Annotated in this window: 17 protein-coding genes; 4 read left to right on the top strand and 13 right to left on the bottom strand. The window is 30.8% G+C overall.

The window, feature by feature from the left end; genetic code table 11:
• Positions 1–193: 193 nt before the first annotated feature.
• The 13 genes from ACFSX9_RS16040 to ACFSX9_RS15980 all read right to left on the bottom strand — a co-directional run bounded on the left by ACFSX9_RS16040 (position 194) and on the right by ACFSX9_RS15980 (position 9,263).
• On the bottom strand, positions 194–811 hold the full coding sequence (locus ACFSX9_RS16040; protein ID WP_379809545.1) for a hypothetical protein: 618 nt from the start codon (positions 809–811) through the stop codon (positions 194–196).
• A gap of 164 nt (positions 812–975) precedes the next feature.
• Complete coding sequence (locus ACFSX9_RS16035; protein WP_379809543.1) at positions 976–1,530, bottom strand: hypothetical protein; 555 nt, start codon at positions 1,528–1,530, stop codon at positions 976–978.
• 189 nt (positions 1,531–1,719) lie between these two features.
• On the bottom strand, positions 1,720–2,019 hold the full coding sequence (locus ACFSX9_RS16030) for a helix-turn-helix domain-containing protein (protein ID WP_379809541.1): 300 nt from the start codon (positions 2,017–2,019) through the stop codon (positions 1,720–1,722).
• The gene (locus ACFSX9_RS16025; protein WP_379809539.1) at positions 2,006–2,356 is read right to left on the bottom strand and encodes a type II toxin-antitoxin system RelE/ParE family toxin; all 351 of its coding nucleotides are present in this window, start codon (positions 2,354–2,356) and stop codon (positions 2,006–2,008) included. The genes ACFSX9_RS16030 and ACFSX9_RS16025 overlap by 14 nt, the downstream gene beginning before the upstream one ends.
• Positions 2,357–2,587: 231 nt before the next feature.
• Positions 2,588–3,049 carry a tetratricopeptide repeat protein gene (locus tag ACFSX9_RS16020; RefSeq protein ID WP_379809537.1) on the bottom strand — a complete coding sequence of 154 codons (462 nt, stop codon included), beginning with the start codon at positions 3,047–3,049 and terminating at the stop codon, positions 2,588–2,590.
• A gap of 164 nt (positions 3,050–3,213) precedes the next feature.
• On the bottom strand, positions 3,214–3,792 hold the full coding sequence (locus tag ACFSX9_RS16015) for a hypothetical protein (protein WP_379809535.1): 579 nt from the start codon (positions 3,790–3,792) through the stop codon (positions 3,214–3,216).
• Positions 3,793–3,957: 165 nt separating this feature from the next.
• Positions 3,958–4,773 (bottom strand): TroA family protein, encoded by an 816-nt coding sequence (locus ACFSX9_RS16010; RefSeq protein ID WP_379809533.1) that lies wholly within the window; start codon positions 4,771–4,773, stop codon positions 3,958–3,960.
• A gap of 154 nt (positions 4,774–4,927) precedes the next feature.
• Entirely contained in the window at positions 4,928–5,512 is a 585-nt protein-coding gene (locus ACFSX9_RS16005) for a hypothetical protein (protein WP_379809531.1), read from the bottom strand.
• Between the two features lie 149 nt (positions 5,513–5,661).
• Positions 5,662–6,408: a hypothetical protein gene (locus tag ACFSX9_RS16000; RefSeq protein ID WP_379809529.1), complete on the bottom strand. Its 747-nt coding sequence runs from the start codon at positions 6,406–6,408 to the stop codon at positions 5,662–5,664.
• Positions 6,409–6,578: 170 nt separating this feature from the next.
• Entirely contained in the window at positions 6,579–7,250 is a 672-nt protein-coding gene (locus ACFSX9_RS15995; RefSeq protein ID WP_379809527.1) for a hypothetical protein, read from the bottom strand.
• 6 nt (positions 7,251–7,256) lie between these two features.
• Entirely contained in the window at positions 7,257–7,841 is a 585-nt protein-coding gene (locus ACFSX9_RS15990) for a super-infection exclusion protein B (RefSeq protein WP_379809525.1), read from the bottom strand.
• Positions 7,831–8,040 (bottom strand): hypothetical protein, encoded by a 210-nt coding sequence (locus ACFSX9_RS15985; RefSeq protein ID WP_379809523.1) that lies wholly within the window; start codon positions 8,038–8,040, stop codon positions 7,831–7,833. The genes ACFSX9_RS15990 and ACFSX9_RS15985 overlap by 11 nt, the downstream gene beginning before the upstream one ends.
• A 179-nt stretch (positions 8,041–8,219) precedes the next feature.
• Positions 8,220–9,263 carry a tyrosine-type recombinase/integrase gene (locus tag ACFSX9_RS15980; protein ID WP_379809521.1) on the bottom strand — a complete coding sequence of 348 codons (1,044 nt, stop codon included), beginning with the start codon at positions 9,261–9,263 and terminating at the stop codon, positions 8,220–8,222.
• Between the two features lie 321 nt (positions 9,264–9,584).
• On the opposite strand from ACFSX9_RS15980, the gene argS reads away from it, so the two are divergent.
• The 4 genes from argS to ACFSX9_RS15960 all read left to right on the top strand — a co-directional run bounded on the left by argS (position 9,585) and on the right by ACFSX9_RS15960 (position 16,046).
• Entirely contained in the window at positions 9,585–11,372 is a 1,788-nt protein-coding gene (gene argS / locus ACFSX9_RS15975; RefSeq protein ID WP_379809519.1) for an arginine--tRNA ligase, read from the top strand.
• 279 nt (positions 11,373–11,651) lie between these two features.
• Positions 11,652–13,112 carry an SGNH/GDSL hydrolase family protein gene (locus tag ACFSX9_RS15970; RefSeq protein WP_379809517.1) on the top strand — a complete coding sequence of 487 codons (1,461 nt, stop codon included), beginning with the start codon at positions 11,652–11,654 and terminating at the stop codon, positions 13,110–13,112.
• Positions 13,102–14,532: a GDSL-type esterase/lipase family protein gene (locus ACFSX9_RS15965; protein WP_379809515.1), complete on the top strand. Its 1,431-nt coding sequence runs from the start codon at positions 13,102–13,104 to the stop codon at positions 14,530–14,532. The genes ACFSX9_RS15970 and ACFSX9_RS15965 overlap by 11 nt, the downstream gene beginning before the upstream one ends.
• Positions 14,532–16,046 carry an MBOAT family O-acyltransferase gene (locus tag ACFSX9_RS15960; RefSeq protein WP_379809513.1) on the top strand — a complete coding sequence of 505 codons (1,515 nt, stop codon included), beginning with the start codon at positions 14,532–14,534 and terminating at the stop codon, positions 16,044–16,046. The genes ACFSX9_RS15965 and ACFSX9_RS15960 overlap by 1 nt, the downstream gene beginning before the upstream one ends.
• The last annotated feature ends 22 nt before the right edge of the window (positions 16,047–16,068 follow it).

Here is a 16,068-nt window from a genome sequence, read left to right as displayed (position 1 = left end):
TATTGAAGTTTACAAGAGCTTTTAAAAGCGAAATTGTGAAAAAACAAGGTTTTTTCACAGCCTGACGTTTTGTGGCTTGTGAATGTTGTTTTCTTATGAAAACTATTTTTAATTTGTTTATCGTAAAAGTAATTGATTACGGTGATTCCACCAAATAAAACAATATTTACAAACCGCTGTTAGCGGATGTTTTTTAACTTATCCAAGTTCTCCGTTTGTCTACAATTTTCCATTTCCCGTTTACTTTTTTCAGGTAAATTGATTTTCCACTTCCGCACAAGTTACCGCAATAGTGATTAAGTTCTAAATATGCTTTTTGATTATCTTTCGAAAAAGCAGGTATTGTCATTTCATAATAATTGTATGATTTTCCAATTTTCTTTTTTTCTAGTTCAATTTTTTTTGAAGTTACATTTAACTTTTTAATTATTTTATTTTCGATTTTTAGTTCATTAGGTTTCAAATTTTGTTTAAGTAAAAACAGAGAATCAGTATTTGTAAAAAACATTTTATTTTCTATTTTGTAATATATTAGATTTTCGATTGAAACATTATTAAAAGATGGTGATAGCGGATGAATTGGTTCGTTCTCTTTTCTCTTTTCGGGAATGTAAATGTTTAATTTTATTAAGTTTTCACAAAACATTTTGGATTCACTTTCACTTTTAAGCACATTAAGACTGTCTTCTAAAATCACTATTTTTACAATGTCATTAATTTCTTTTATTTCCGAGTTGTTAAATTCAGAATTATTCTTTTTACAATTTGCAAATAGCAAACAAATAAATAAAATTATAAATATTATTCTCATTATTTATCTGATTTTCTGTCGTTTACGTTTTTTTTTAAATATCCGCTAACGGTTCTCGGCTAGCGAAAGTGGTTTGAATTAATCACTGACCACAACAAATATAAACAAAATTACGAATCATAGAGGTTTTTCCGAAGGAAAAACCAAGCCTGAAACCATTTTTGCTAACCGTTGTTGTGCGTAGTTTTTTTATATAAATTCAGCAAGTTTTCTTCATAAACACCACCAGCTTCAACTTTTGTAACATCATTTAAAGAAATCATTATAAAAGTTCTGTCAAGTGTTGACTTTGTTCCATATTGATTAATAACAATGGTTTCCTCGTCAATTTCTTCTATTTCTCCAATTATACACATTCCTTTATCAATATCTTCAATATAAAGTGTCACATAATTATATCTTGCGCTAATTTCCTCAATTGTATTTTTTAAGTTTTCTAATTTTAGGTTTTTTATTTTTTCATTTCGTTTAGATAAATCAACCAAACTTAAGCAACTATTTATATCATTTCCATTCCATTTTATTCTTGTAATATTTTCTCTTTGGAAAACAGAAATTCCATCATAGATAAAATCGTCGTTGTATTTTTCTATTAAGATAAGATTGTCTGTATAATTAATTATAAATCCGTAAAAAGATTCTTCATAATGATCTGTATAAATATCAATAAAAATATTTTCAGATTTTATTTTTTCGAGATATTTTTCTTCTATTTTCATATTGTTTATTGGTAAAAATTGCGATAGATTTCAGGTTCTACGGTAAAATTACGCACAACGGTTTGTGGCTTGTGAATGTTGTTTTCTTATGAAAACAATTCTTAATTTGTTTATCGTAAATGTAATTGATTACAGTGATTCCACCAAATAAAACAATATTTACAAACCACTGTTGTGTGCTGTAATAACTTATAAAAACGTAAGTCCAATTCTTTTATTTAAGCCAATTTCAAAAATTCTAATCAAAGTAGAAAGTTGAATATTTCCTTTTCCATTTTCTATTCTCGAAATGTAACTTTTCTTAGTTCCAGTTTTTTCGGCAAGTTGTTCTTGCGTAATATTTGCTTCTTTTCTAGCTTCTTTAAGCATTTCGCTTATTATAAACATTTGAGATTTCTCTTCATAAGAGTTTCTGCTTTCAGTTCCAATTTTCCCGTGATCAGCTTCTATAAGTTGTTCAAAGTTTTTTATGTTTTTATACTTTTCCATTTTCTTTATGTAAGTTAAAATATTCATCCATTAATTTAATTGCTTTTTCAATTTCCTTTTTTGGTGTTTTTTGCGTTTTCTTTTGAAAGGCGTTAAATAACACAACTAATTTTCCTTTGTCAAAACAACAGAATATGCGATAAATATTTGATTGATATTCAATTCTAATTTCATATAAACCATCAGTATTGGTTAAATGTTTAAGAAACTTTTCAGGAACTTTTTCAACCTGTTTAATAAGTTCAAGAACATATTTAATCTTTTCTTTTACCTTTTCATTTTGGACTTGGTAAAATTCAATAAAGTGATTTTCGTGAAATACTATTTCTCTATTCATTTAGCAAAGTTATCTTAAAAGTTAACATTTAGCAAGTTTTATAAGAAGTTTTTTTAGAGAAATGTTGATTTGGAAGTTTTACGCGAAATTATAGCACACAACGTTTCGTGGCTTGCAGAAGTGGCGAACTTCGTAACCGTAATCTTTCGGCTAAGATAAAATTTCTTGCGAAAAATAAACGTGAACTTACCACATATTTCGCCATTTATGCAAACCGCTGTTAGCAAACGTTTATCTATTCTTCAATTGCTTTTCGGGAAATAAAATCATTTGGTTTTCGGTTTCAATAGGCTCAAAATGAAATCCCATTAATTCGGGTTCATCTTCTACGCTAAATGAAAGAATAAAGCGCAAACTATCACATTTCATATAGTATTCGTAAATAAATGCAGTTTGGTCTATTCCTCCAATATTTTTTGTAGTAAAGAAATCAACAAATTTTCCGTCTTTATTTTTCCAATCACAATTTTGTCTTATTCCGTCCAGAATTGGTTCAAGTTGTTCTTTTGGAAAATATTTTATTGGAAATTCTTTCGCAATATTTTCTTTGTCAAGATTCTCCATAATATAATTTGCTTTTTCTTGCGCCAAATTAAGTTTCTGCATTTTCCTCCAGCCTATAAAACCAATTATTCCACCTAATAAAATAATAACTCCAAAAATAATTCCAGCAATTTTTAATCGTTTTTTCATTCGTGTTTTTTTAAATGTTTGCTAACGTTTTGCAGCTAAAAGAAGTGGCGATGAGCAAAGATCAAGCCAAAACAAATATAACGTAAACTTTTGAATTTTCGGAGAAAATTCGGAAGTATGCCTTTGCCTAAGCCATTTATTTTAACTGCTGTTATGCGTTCGCTTTATCGTTTTAATTCTAGTTCTATTTTTTTAATAATTTTATATCCAATATAGTCTTTGAGCTTACAACTATGTTTATAGTATTCTCCCCAATAACTTATAATTCTACTTTTTACTAAATTCCAATATTGCGGGTTTTCATCAATAAATTTTAAAAAGCTTCCGATTGTTTTTTCATTTATTTGACTTTCTACTTCACTAATTATTTCAATAACATATTCTGATAAAACTTTCATTTTATAAGGAATTACAAAATCTTCAAAGTTTTCTCTCAATTGTTCTAGTTTTTGTTGTCTTAAATATCCATTATTATGAGTTAGATACAAACAATTTAGAATTGTTATTTGTTTTTCGGTCAAGTTGGTTTCAATATTTTTTGTTGATTCGTTTGAATAAATTCGGTATGGAATAATAATGATTTTACTATTTACAAAAAACGGATTTTCTAAATTTGGATGTATTTCTAATTTTTCATCATTTAAAAATTCGATTACGATTTCAACATCATTTTGTAATTCATTTGGAAATGAGTTGAGTAAAACTGTTTTATTATATTCCTTTAGATTTTTTAAAATTCTCATTTTTCCGCTTCAGTTTTTGAAAGTGACGCATAACGTTTTGTGGCTTTGCAAGGTTGCGAACTTCGTAACCGAGATTTTTCGGCTAAGATAAAATTTCTTGCGAAAGATATATGTGAATTTAGCACAATTTTCGCAATCTTTCAAAACCACTGTTGTGTGTAGTACTTAATTAATTATAATTTTACTTTTTAATATTTTAAATTCTTTTACATTCTTATTCTTTAAAATCTCTTCAATTCTAAATTTTGTGTCTTCATTACTTTCTGGCCCTAAAATGATTTCAATCTTTTCAAGTGATTCGGGTTTAAACTCTATGTCGATATAATTTGTGATAATTGGGGAATTATCATGAAAATCTTCAAGAACTGGAGATGAACCAGCAATCACGATAGCGTCTCCATAAAATATTCTATACCGGTATTCTTTTTCAAAATTCCAGTAATCAATCTTTTTTTGACCAATTAAATTTAGGTTTATTTCATATATCGGAAAACCGACATTTTTCTTATCTAACTTAACTAAACCTTTAGATAAATCCGACTTTTTGGCAACGTAGTCAACTTTAGTAGGACCGTAAACAGATTTAGTTAGAAACTGATACTCGGTGTCGTTTTTTTGTAGATTCGCCAACTCTTTTCTTTCTATTAAATACGGTTTATTTAATACAGATTTTATTAAATAATTTCTTCCTTTATTAAGTTTCGAAACTGTAAGATTATCAGAAAAATTAAATAAGTCAATAGGCATTCTTATTCTAACTCCTTTCAAATCAGAGTAAATTTTCCACATTGGTAATTCATCTCTTTTTTCGCTAGTCCATGAAGAAGAGAAAATATTCATTCGAGAATTACAGTAAAGTTGACTGAATCCATCAAATGGGTCATTCATCCTATCTAATCGATTAAATCTAAAAGTATTAAATTCCAAAATTAAAAAGAGTGTTTCTAATGAAGTATAGTGGTAAATGTGACTAGGTATCATAGTTTTTCAGGTATTACACACAACGTTTTGTGGCTTTGCAAGGTTGCGAACTTCGGAACCGAGATTTTTCCGCTAAGATAAAATTTATTGCGTAAGATATATGTGAATTTAGCACAATTTTCGCAATCTTTCAAAACCACTGTTATGTGATGCCTTATTTATTTATGCTGGTTTTCCAAACTTGATTTTTACTATCTAAAATAAAAATTTCGCTTTTATCAACACGCAAAACTTTTTTAATAGTTATGTCAATTGGATATAATATTTCATCTATCTTTTTCAATTCTCCGTTTTTCATTTCTAATATTTGGATTGAGTAGGGAATATCTGTTGACGGATTATTGTAAACTAAATATTTGTTTGAGTTTTCAATTTTAAGTGGAAAACCATACAAAGTAAGTGTTTTGCTTTCTTTCGGATTAATTAAGATATAAAATTCTTCATTGTGTGTAAATTTATTTACAACTATAATTTCTGTATCTTTAATTTTTCCAAGTTCATCATATTCTACATAATTATCTTCAGAATTATTATCGCAATATTTAACTTCAACGTTTCCATTTTGTTTATATTTTAAACAACCATTATTCTTTTTCGAGTTTAGTTTTTCAATTACGAGTTCATTTAGTTTCTGCTCAATTACAGGAACTTCAACTTTTATAAATTGTCTTTTCGATTGTGCATTTACTGTCGAAAATATTGTCAAAATTAAAAAACAGATGATGTAGTTTATTCTCATTTTTTTCAAAGGTATCACATAACGTCTTGGCGCTTGGCGAGGTTGGGGATTTTATAGCAGAGTATTTTCTGCCGAAACGAAGATATGAATAAAAACGTTAATTCCACTAAAACCCCAATCTCGCCAAACGGCTGTTAGGCACAGGCTTTTTATGTCCAACAAGTTTTTATTTCTTTTATATGCTCTTCCAATCTCTTTGAAAAACTTTCTTCATTAAATTTCTCTTTATGTTCAAATTTAGTGATAATCTTTGCGCTTTGACTCCAAATTTGGATTAGTTCGGATATTTTTGGCTTAAGTGCAATAGCATTATCGGGTGTAAAATGTACTGTCTTATTTCTTAAACTGAACAAATTAGTGATTTCATTCAGATGAACCTTATTGTTATTTAAATCAGCTTTGAATATGTATATTAAACGCTCCATTATTTTTGAGATTGAAATTCTTGCATAACTAAATTCATCTATTGTACCTGTTTGATTTAAAAAGAGCAAATGCCTATTTACAAGTGTTTCTATAAAGAATCCGAAATTATTTAAGTGACCTAATATTTCGATTGAGTCTATTCGATGATTCAGCCCGAATTTATGTTTTTCAGTTTCCGCTCTGAATTGTGATTTTTGCCACGAATTTGATATTAAATTTGTTGTCTCGGACGTTAGAATATCTGGTATTTTCGATTGTAAAATTCCAACAGCATTATCAGGTAAATAAGTTTTGTCAAATATTTTTCGGTCTTCCGTTGATGGTTCAATAGAATTTAATTCTTCTAAAAATAAAATTGATGCAAATTCAGATTTTAAAGCTGAATGTAAATAACGAAATGACTCTTCGAGAAAAAATGTTCCTCCAAGTTCTAATTTCGAATAAGTATCTATTTCGTGTTTTGTGCTCATTTTTTTTAAGCTTGTGCCTAACGTTTATGTATATGAGCTGTGGCGTGTTTTAGCACGAACCTTTCTAAATAAAAACTGGCTTTGGAAAATCCGCAGGATTTTCCAAGTAGGCACAGACCAAGCCATAGCTTATATACTGTGTTACCACACGTTTTTGTACTTTTTTGTTTTTAATTCAGCTTTTTATTTTCTAAAATATCAAATCCAAAAAAACCTTTCCGAGTTTCAAATTCAACAGTTTTGTACAAATTCATTTTTTCATAGAAATGGTTTTTAAAAACTAACTCTTTGTTTTTTCCTTTATAGTTTATCGTAAATACCGGTTGTTCTTTTCCAATTCTCCCTTTCGTTGTTCCACGTATAGAAGTTCGCTCAACAATTTTGTAAGATTCTGTTTTTACATTTTGGTCAGCGAAGTAAAAATTCATTAACATAAATATTGAGCAAAAAATAAATCCAAATCCGATTATGTAATGCATCCACGAATAAAAATACAATCCAATTCCGCTATACTCATAAGTCCGCTTGTAGTATTTAAAATCTATTAAAAAACTTACTATTGCGATTGCAATTACAATTGAAGCAGGAATTAACCAATTAATTATTGTATTCCGATAAATCTGTATTTGAATATACATTAAAATTATTCCTAAAAAGAAAATCGTTGTATAGAATATTTTTCGTTGTTTTTGCGTCATTCTTAAATGTGTGGTAACGTTTATGTATATGAGCTGTGGCGTGTTTTGGCAAGAACCTCTCCAAATAAAAACTGGCTTTGGAAAATCCTGCGGATTTTCCAAGTAAGCACAGACCAAGCCATAGCTTATATACGGTGTTGCCACACGTACTTATTTGTTCGCACTTTCATAAATATAATCAGATGTCCATTCTGGTCTATTTCTCCCTACATATTTAATTTCTTCTTCTTCCATATCTTCTCGAAATCCCAAATCAAATTCAGTAAGATGTTTATCTGCTGGTTTTGACAATGCCATTGGAAAATACATTCCCATTCCGATGTTGGATTTCCTAACTAAAATATATTTATCGAGTAAGCCTGAAACTACAGGATGGTCCATTGGCATTGAAATTGTCGTACGTTGAGTTATAATAAACTCTCTTAAAACGGCTTGTTCGGATGGGTCTAACTTTTTAATTTTTTCCTTTAAATGTCTATTCATTTTTACCCTGAAAAAATAACTATTAATCTTTTTAACAAAGTAGTATATTATTGACAGTAAGATAAATGAAATGCAAATTATGAAAATGATTCCAAAATACATCCCATAACTTTCTTCGAATTCTTTGACTTTAAGTTGTTGAAGAAAATTTTCCGAGCCGAATAAAAGTATTCCACTCACAAAAGACAGCAAAATAAATATTTTAATTGGTATTTTGCTAAAATCGATTAAGTCACTAAATTTAAACGTCATTCCAGTTAATATTGGTAATTGATAAATTTTTAACCGTGACCTTAGGATTTTCAATTTCCTCTAAATCCACGAAATAGTCAATAATCTGGTGAGTTGTATCATCATCTATTTTTATTGTAATGTCTTTTTTGCGAACATCTGTTATTTTATATTCAGTTTCGCTCAAGTTAATTTTACATTTTGTTCCAATTTCAATCATATCGTGGTTTTTTTGTATGTGTGGCAACTCGTTTATATGTATCACTCCGTGATACAAAGTCACACAATTTCGGTTGGCTTTGTATCATATTTGTGATATCTATTTCTTTTCAAATATAATTAAAAAAAGAATAATTCATTAGAAATTTCGTAAAATTGAAAGTATAGAATTATAAATCATCAAAAGGACTTTTTATTTGCTGTAAGCTTTTTAGTGCTAACATGTGTGTAAATTTCGGTAGTTTTACTGCTGTTGTGTCCAAGTAATTCTTGGATATAACGCAAATCTGTTCCGCTTTCTAGTAAATGAGTTGCATAGCTATGTCTTAGCCAATGCAAGGTTACGGGCTTTTTAATATTTACTTTTACCAAGGCTTGTTTTAAAACATTTTGCAAACTTTGCTCCGAATAAATTGAACCTGCTTCTTGACCTTCAAAAAGATAATTTTTTGGTTTGTATATTTTATAATATTCCCTTAATAGTTCTAAAATTTTTGGTGATAACGGGGTAATTCGATCTTTTTTTCCTTTAGATTGCTTTATGAAAACAATATTTCTTTTAGAATCAATATTACTAAGTTTTAGATCTAATAATTCACTTCGTCTCAAACCACAACTATAGATCAAAGAAAGCATTGCTTTGTGTTTTAAATTGGAATGAGCATTTAAAATAGCTTTAACCTCTTCTTTACTTAAAACATTTGGAAGAGTCTTTTCGCGTTTAGGTCGATGGATTTTATCTAAATCTAAACTTATTTCTCTAACTGTTTTGAAATATAATTTTATCGCATTCACAATCTGATTTTGATAAGAACTTGATAAATTATTTTTTAAAACGTAATCTGTATTATAACGAATAACGTCATCATTTGTTAGTGCAATAATGGGTATTTGGTTGTGAAAAGCCAAAAACGAACGCAAAGCATCAATATATGTTCGTATAGTGTTCTCGCTATAGCGTTTTGACAACAAATAATTTTTGAATTTTTGCAAATGTAAATAACCTTCCTCGGAAGGATGTTGCACGTGATTTTTGGGCAAGTTAAAAAATAGGCGATTTTCATCCGTGTCGGCAACATACCAAGTCTTCTTTTGCTGACTCCAAATACTTCCCGTTATTTTCTTTACAATTTCAACCAATTTGTAATCTTTCTCAAACTGAATAAAAATTACTTTTTGTCCTTTATGCGTTCCTGGGGTATAGCTAAATGATTGATTCTTCATAGTTTATGTGGCGTTTATAAATTCAAATATAATAAAAATAAATTTATAACTTCAAAAGAATTAATTCTTAATGTAAAAAAAAAGTGGCTCTAATTTTAAGGTTTCAAAATAAAAACTAATCATTAGCCAAAGATTAAAAGCTAGTTATTTTTGCAACCTAATTAAACCTTAAACCCTTAATTATAACCCGCGACTTTCAACTTGAAACCTGAAACTTCAAACAAGAAAAACTCCTTTTTTCAATTCTTAAAAAAATCATGCCAAAAAACCAATTACTAAAGTCTAATTTGTACCTTTGCACGTCCAAAAAAACAGAGAAAAATGACATTACATCAAACACTTACGACACACATCCAAAAAGCGGTAGTTGAAATTTTCGATTTAACGATCGAAAAAGTTGAATTTCAGGCGACTAGGAAAGACTTTGAAGGTGATATAACGATGGTTGTTTTCCCATTGGTGAAAGCTTTAAAAGGCAATCCGGCAACGATCGGAAATCAGATAGGCGAGTACTTGGTGGCGAATGCAAAAGAGGTTTCAAAATTCAATGTAGTTGGAGGCTTTTTAAACATCGTCATTTCGGATGCTTTTTATGTGAATTTTTTCAATTCGATTAAAGAAGTGGAAAATTTTGGTTTTGTTACGCCAAATGCCAATGAGAAAGCGGTGATGGTTGAATATTCTTCGCCAAATACAAATAAACCTTTGCATTTAGGACATATTAGAAATAATTTATTGGGGTATTCGGTAGCCGAAATCATTAAAGCTTCGGGTAAAAAAGTATATAAAACGCAAATCATCAACGACAGAGGAATTCATATCTGTAAATCGATGTTGGCTTGGCAAAAATTCGGAAACGGACAAACGCCAGAATCTACAGGTTTAAAAGGCGATAAATTAGTCGGAAATTTCTACGTGGCTTTCGACAAACACTACAAAGAAGAAATTGCTACACTTATGGCCGAAGGAAAATCGGAAGAAGAAGCTAAGAAATTGGCACCTTCAATTTTGGAAGCCCAACAAATGCTTTTAGATTGGGAAAACGGTAAGCCGGAAGTAATTGCACTTTGGAAAACGATGAACCAATGGGTTTATGATGGATTTGAACAAACCTATAAAAATTTGGGTGTCGATTTCAATATTCCAAATTATTACGAAAGCGATACCTACTTGTTAGGAAAAGAAGTAGTGCAACTAGGTTTGGAAAAAGGAATTTTCGAGAAAGATGCAGACGGTTCGGTTTGGATTGATTTAACGGAAGATGGTTTAGATAGAAAAATTGTATTGCGTTCGGATGGAACTGCGGTTTATATGACGCAAGATATTGGAACAGCAATTCAGCGTGTAAAAGATTTCCCAGATGTTGGTGGAATGGTTTATACCGTTGGAAACGAGCAAGATTATCACTTCAAAGTGTTGTTTTTAATCTTAAAGAAATTAGGATTTGATTGGGCAGATAGTTTATATCATTTGTCTTATGGAATGGTAGAATTGCCTTCCGGAAAAATGAAATCGCGTGAAGGAACAGTGGTTGATGCGGATGATTTAATGGAAGAAATGACTGCGACGGCCAAAACACTTTCGGAAGAATTAGGAAAATTAGAAGGCTATAGCGAAGCTGATAAAGCCGCGATGTATAACACCATTGGTTTAGGTGCTTTGAAATATTATATATTGAAAGTGGATCCGAAAAAACAAATGATGTTTAATCCGGAAGAATCAGTGGATTTTGCTGGAAATACTGGACCTTTCATTCAATATACGTATGCGAGAATTCAATCGATTTTAAGAAAAGCTGATTTTGATTATACGAACGTTGTCATTTCGAGCGATATCGAGATGCACGAAAAAGAGAAAGAGCTGATCAAACAAATCCAGTTATTTCCTGAAGTAATTCAGAGCGGAGCAGAGAATCACAGTCCGGCTTTAATCGCAAATTATACATACGAATTGGTGAAAGAATTCAATTCCTTCTACCAACAAGTTTCGATTTTAGGCGAAGAAAATCAGGATAAAAAAGTCTTTAGAGTACAATTAGCAAAAACCGTTGGAAATACCATCAAAAATGCATTTTCACTTTTAGGAATAAACGTACCAGAAAGAATGTAAAACGAAGTACGAGGTTTGAAGTTAGAATTTAGAAGTCAGAATTTAGAACTTAGAATTTCGAAGTCAAAATTTCGAAGTAAGAATTACGAAATCAGACCAGTCTTTGTCAAGCTGAACTCGTTTCAGTTGCTGAAATTGTAACTTTAGAAAAACTAACACCTATGTGACTTATATGTTTAAAGATTACAAGTTACAAATTTAAAAACAATCATTTTGCAGCTGAACTCGTTTCAGTTTCTATATTTAGAATTTTCATATTGGAATTTAATAAAAAAATAGGTGAACACATCAAAATATTTTTTTCAGGCTTTTTTAGTCGTTGTAATTTCAGCGCTATCATTTTTAGCGTTTAAAACTTTTTTACCAAAGAAAATTTTTTCAGAAAGTGCGCCTACGAAAAATGTAGTGGTGGACAGCCTGATGTTAGAAGCAATTGCCGATCATGACGATGAAGAACAAAACGATTCGTTGCAAGATTCCTTAGCAGAAAAGAAAATTATTTATAAAGTGGATAACGGAATTAAATTTCCAACTGAAACTTTTGAGGAATATACTGGAAATCAGTATTTAATTCCTTTTTTCGAGAAGTTATTCCAATTGGAAACCAAGAAAGAAGGTAACGTCAGAATTGCTTATTTTGGAGATTCCATGACGGATGGCGATTTAATTGTGAAAGATTTCAGAACCTATTTACAGGAAAAATTTGGTGGTGAAGGTGTTGGTTTAGTCAACATAACATCAGAATCAGCTTCCTCTAGAAGTTCAATAAGTCATGAATATTCAAAGAACTGGAAAACCCAATCGTATTTGAAAGTAAAGCGTCCGTCAAAGCCATTTGGAGTTAACGGGCACGTGTTTTTCGCGAATGATACAGCAAATGTAGCTTGGGTTAGATATAAGGCAAACAACACCCGTTTTTCATCGGAATTAAATAAACCGACATTATTCTACGGAAGTTCATCGAATAAAGAAGGTCGTATTAAATACATCATTGGAACCGACACCATTTCGAAAAAACTAACACCAAACGCTTTAGTAAATACGATGGTTTTGTCGGAAGGAAATCTTAAAAGTATAAAAGTAAATTTCAAAAAGGCGGATTCGATTCCATTTTACGGCTTCAATTTTGATGATGGAAAAGGCGTTCACGTCGATAATTTTTCAAACAGAGGAAATTCGGGATTACCTATTGGTAGTTTTGATGTTGCTACAATGCGTGCTTTCCATGCCAAGTTAGATTACGATTTAATTGTGTTGCAATATGGAGCGAATGTGTTGAATTATGGAACTTTGAATTATTCTTGGTACGAAAAACGAATGGAAAAAGTAGTGGCGCATTTGCAAGAATGTTTTCCAGGAGTGGCTGTCTTAGTCGTTTCAACAGCAGATAAATCGACTAAATATGAAATGGAAATGAAAACCGATTCGGCTGTTATTCCATTAAATACTTCGCAAAAACGCTACGCTATAAAATCGCAATCAAGCTTTGTAAATTTATATACTTTGATGGGTGGCGATGGCTCGATGGTGCAATGGGTGGAACAAGAACCTTCAAAAGCAAATAAAGATTATACGCATTTCAATCACAGAGGTGCAAAAGAAGCAGCAAACTTGGTTTATACGCAATTAAATCAAGGATATGAAGCTTATAAAGTGTTGCGTAAAAAGAGAAAAAGCGCGCCAAAAAGCGTAAAAAAAGATAGTATTTTTACTAAAAATGATTCTGTTTATGAAAATTAAATTTTGCCTTGTTTTGTTTGGCTTTGCCTTATTTGGCGTTGCACAAGTAACCGATACGTTGGCAACTTCTGCGGATTCGCTTTATTTTGATGAGCCTGTTATTGATTCACTTGAAGTTACTTTTTCAGGTAATGGAATTGGAAATTCAACTGCATTATTTGGTTTTTTTCAAAGGTTACACCAATTAGAAAAGATTAAAAAAGGCAAAATTAATATTGTTCATATTGGTGATTCGCACATTCAAGCCGATTTGTTTACTGCAAAAATCAGAAGAGATTTACAAGGAGTTTTTGGAAATGGTGGTTTTGGATTTACTTTTCCTTACAGTGTTGCAAAAACCAATAACAGCGCACCAATTCGGTATGCAGCAGCAGGGAATTTTCAAAATTATCGTAATATTTATCCAGATTTATCAAGGCCTGTTGGGTTGAGTGGCATCGCATTAGAAACAAATAGCAATGATTTTGCGATTCAATTGAATGTCAAAGATGCACAGTATGATTTTACAAGATTAAAAATTATCACACCTCAAAACGCTAATTTATTTGCTGTTTCTGTGGCAAATAAAAATATTGTAATTGAAAGACAAGTTGCAAAAACCATCAGTCATAAAATTAAATCGGGTGAAGTTTTAGGAAGCATTGCTAATAAATATGGTGTTACGGTGACGGCATTAAAAAATGCTAACGGACTAAAAAGCAATGTAATTCGTGCTGGGAAAATGTTAAAAATTCCTACGAAAGGTACGCAATCAAGAAGCAGTATAAAAACAGAATATATTCCAATAGATTTGCAATCTTACGGTAATTATTACGAATTCAATTCGGAGAAACCGCTAGATAAAATTGCAATTGTACCCAATAAAGGAGCAAATGATTTTGCTTTAAATGGTTTGGTTTTAGAAAATGAAAATGCGGGCTTAATTTATCACAGCATTGGGGTAAATGGTGCAAAAGGTGTCGATTTCAATAAATTTACGCTTTTTAACGACCAATTGCCTGCTTTGCATCCAGATTTAGTTATTATATCTTTGGGAACAAATGAAAGTTTTGACAGACAATCTGCAGCTCTTTACTTTTCGCAAATTGAAAAAATGATTGCTGGCATTAAACAGAAATCTCCCGAAGCTTGTGTGTTGTTAATGACTTCACCACCTTCGGTTTTACATCGAAAATTTCAGAATACTTATATTGAAGAATATGCGGCAACGATTCAAGAAAACGCGCCGTTTCTAAACTATGCAGTGTGGGATTTACTACATGTTTTTGGAGGAAACAAAGCTATAAGTCGTAATGCTTCAAAAGGATACATGTCAAAAGATAAAGTACATTATTCAAAAGTAGGGTATGAGAAACAAGCACAATTGTTTTTCGATGCTTTTATGCAATCATATGAATTATATAAATCAACATTAGAATAGTGAAGGCACTTTTCAATTTTCAAACTTGGTTTTTAGACGCAATAGGAACTGTTGATTTAGAAACCGCAAAAAACTGGTTTATTTATAACCCGAAGCAACCGCTTTTGTTCAACAGCGCATTGTTTTTAGGTTTGTTTTTAGTGTTCTATTTTATTTATATTTTATCAAGGAAAACGCATTATTTCCGCATTACTTATGTGGTTTTGTTTTCATTGTTTTTCTATTATAAATGCAGTGGGATTTACTTCTTATTGCTAATTTTTTCGTCGGTAGTAGATTATTCTTTATCGCGATTGATATTTGTAGAAAAAAATCAATTTTATCGAAAATTTTATTTGATTCTAAGTTTAGCTATTAATCTAGGAATGCTGGCTTATTTCAAATATACCAACTTCTTTATTGATAATTTTAATACACTTTTCGATGGAACGATGAAGTTTGAAGACATCATTCTTCCGGTCGGAATATCATTTTATACCTTCCAAACCTTGAGTTATACTATTGACGTATATCGAAAGGAATTGGAACCTACTAAAAGCTTTGTGGATTTCCTGTTTTTCGTTTCGTTTTTCCCACAATTAGTGGCTGGGCCAATCGTAAGAGCAAGTGATTTTATTCCGCAAATTTATGAACGTTTAAAATTAACTAAGGAAGATTTTAATCGTGCTTTATTCTTGATTATTGGTGGATTGTTTAAGAAAGCTGTGATTTCAGACTACATATCTTCGAACTTCGTAGATCGTGTTTTTGATGCACCAAATAGTTATTCAGCCTTTGAAAATTTAATGGCTTCTTATGGTTATGCGATTCAGATTTATTGTGATTTTTCAGGATATTCAGACATTGCCATCGGACTTGCCTTATTAATGGGATTCTGGTTGCCCGATAACTTCCGAACACCGTATCAATCGGGTTCTATTACCGAATTTTGGAGAAGATGGCACATTTCGTTATCAAGTTGGTTGCGCGATTACTTATACATTTCGCTAGGTGGAAACCGTAAAGGAAAATTTAGAACCTATTTGAATTTGTTTTTGACTATGTTGTTAGGAGGATTATGGCATGGCGCTTCGTGGAAATTTGTGGTTTGGGGTGTTTTACACGGATTGGCATTAGTGGTTGAAAAATTCTTTGGTCAATTTATCAAATTACCGAAAAACGCTTTTATTCGCATTATTCAGGTGTTTTTAACATTCCATTTTGTGGTTTTTTGTTGGTTGTTTTTTAGAGCGAAAGATTTTACAACTGCATTTGATGTAATTGAAAATATAAGTAAACTAACATTCGATTTTAATCAGTGGCAAACAATTATTCTCGGATATAAAAATGTATTCTTACTAATTGCAATTGGTGTGGTTTGGCATTTTGTACCGGTAAAAGGAATCGCTTTTTTACAAAGTACTTTTAATAAAGTTCCGCTACTAATTAAAGCTATTCTTTTGGGATTAATTTATTGGGTTGTTTATGCTACGGCTTCGGCAGGTGCGCAACCTTTTATTTATTTCCAATTCTAAAAATAAAAACAGTCTAAATGAA

Source organism: Flavobacterium ardleyense, assembly GCF_042686085.1.
GTDB lineage: Bacteria > Bacteroidota > Bacteroidia > Flavobacteriales > Flavobacteriaceae > Flavobacterium > Flavobacterium ardleyense.
Note: the sequence above shows the minus strand (reverse complement) of the source record. Positions and strands in the feature narration are given on the sequence as shown.

What these genes read in the sequence shown, in the direction of transcription:
- ACFSX9_RS15985 (WP_379809523.1), bottom strand. Translation starts at nt 8,040, where the DNA reads ATGATTGAAATTGGAACAAAATGTAAAATTAACTTGAGCGAAACTGAA.
- ACFSX9_RS16030 (WP_379809541.1), bottom strand. Translation starts at nt 2,019, where the DNA reads ATGGAAAAGTATAAAAACATAAAAAACTTTGAACAACTTATAGAAGCT.
- ACFSX9_RS16005 (WP_379809531.1), bottom strand. Translation starts at nt 5,512, where the DNA reads ATGAGAATAAACTACATCATCTGTTTTTTAATTTTGACAATATTTTCG.
- ACFSX9_RS16015 (WP_379809535.1), bottom strand. Translation starts at nt 3,792, where the DNA reads ATGAGAATTTTAAAAAATCTAAAGGAATATAATAAAACAGTTTTACTC.
- ACFSX9_RS16040 (WP_379809545.1), bottom strand. Translation starts at nt 811, where the DNA reads ATGAGAATAATATTTATAATTTTATTTATTTGTTTGCTATTTGCAAAT.
- ACFSX9_RS16035 (WP_379809543.1), bottom strand. Translation starts at nt 1,530, where the DNA reads ATGAAAATAGAAGAAAAATATCTCGAAAAAATAAAATCTGAAAATATT.
- ACFSX9_RS16025 (WP_379809539.1), bottom strand. Translation starts at nt 2,356, where the DNA reads ATGAATAGAGAAATAGTATTTCACGAAAATCACTTTATTGAATTTTAC.
- ACFSX9_RS16010 (WP_379809533.1), bottom strand. Translation starts at nt 4,773, where the DNA reads ATGATACCTAGTCACATTTACCACTATACTTCATTAGAAACACTCTTT.
- ACFSX9_RS15990 (WP_379809525.1), bottom strand. Translation starts at nt 7,841, where the DNA reads ATGACGTTTAAATTTAGTGACTTAATCGATTTTAGCAAAATACCAATT.
- ACFSX9_RS15980 (WP_379809521.1), bottom strand. Translation starts at nt 9,263, where the DNA reads ATGAAGAATCAATCATTTAGCTATACCCCAGGAACGCATAAAGGACAA.
- ACFSX9_RS16000 (WP_379809529.1), bottom strand. Translation starts at nt 6,408, where the DNA reads ATGAGCACAAAACACGAAATAGATACTTATTCGAAATTAGAACTTGGA.
- ACFSX9_RS16020 (WP_379809537.1), bottom strand. Translation starts at nt 3,049, where the DNA reads ATGAAAAAACGATTAAAAATTGCTGGAATTATTTTTGGAGTTATTATT.
- ACFSX9_RS15965 (WP_379809515.1), top strand. Translation starts at nt 13,102, where the DNA reads ATGAAAATTAAATTTTGCCTTGTTTTGTTTGGCTTTGCCTTATTTGGC.
- argS (WP_379809519.1), top strand. Translation starts at nt 9,585, where the DNA reads ATGACATTACATCAAACACTTACGACACACATCCAAAAAGCGGTAGTT.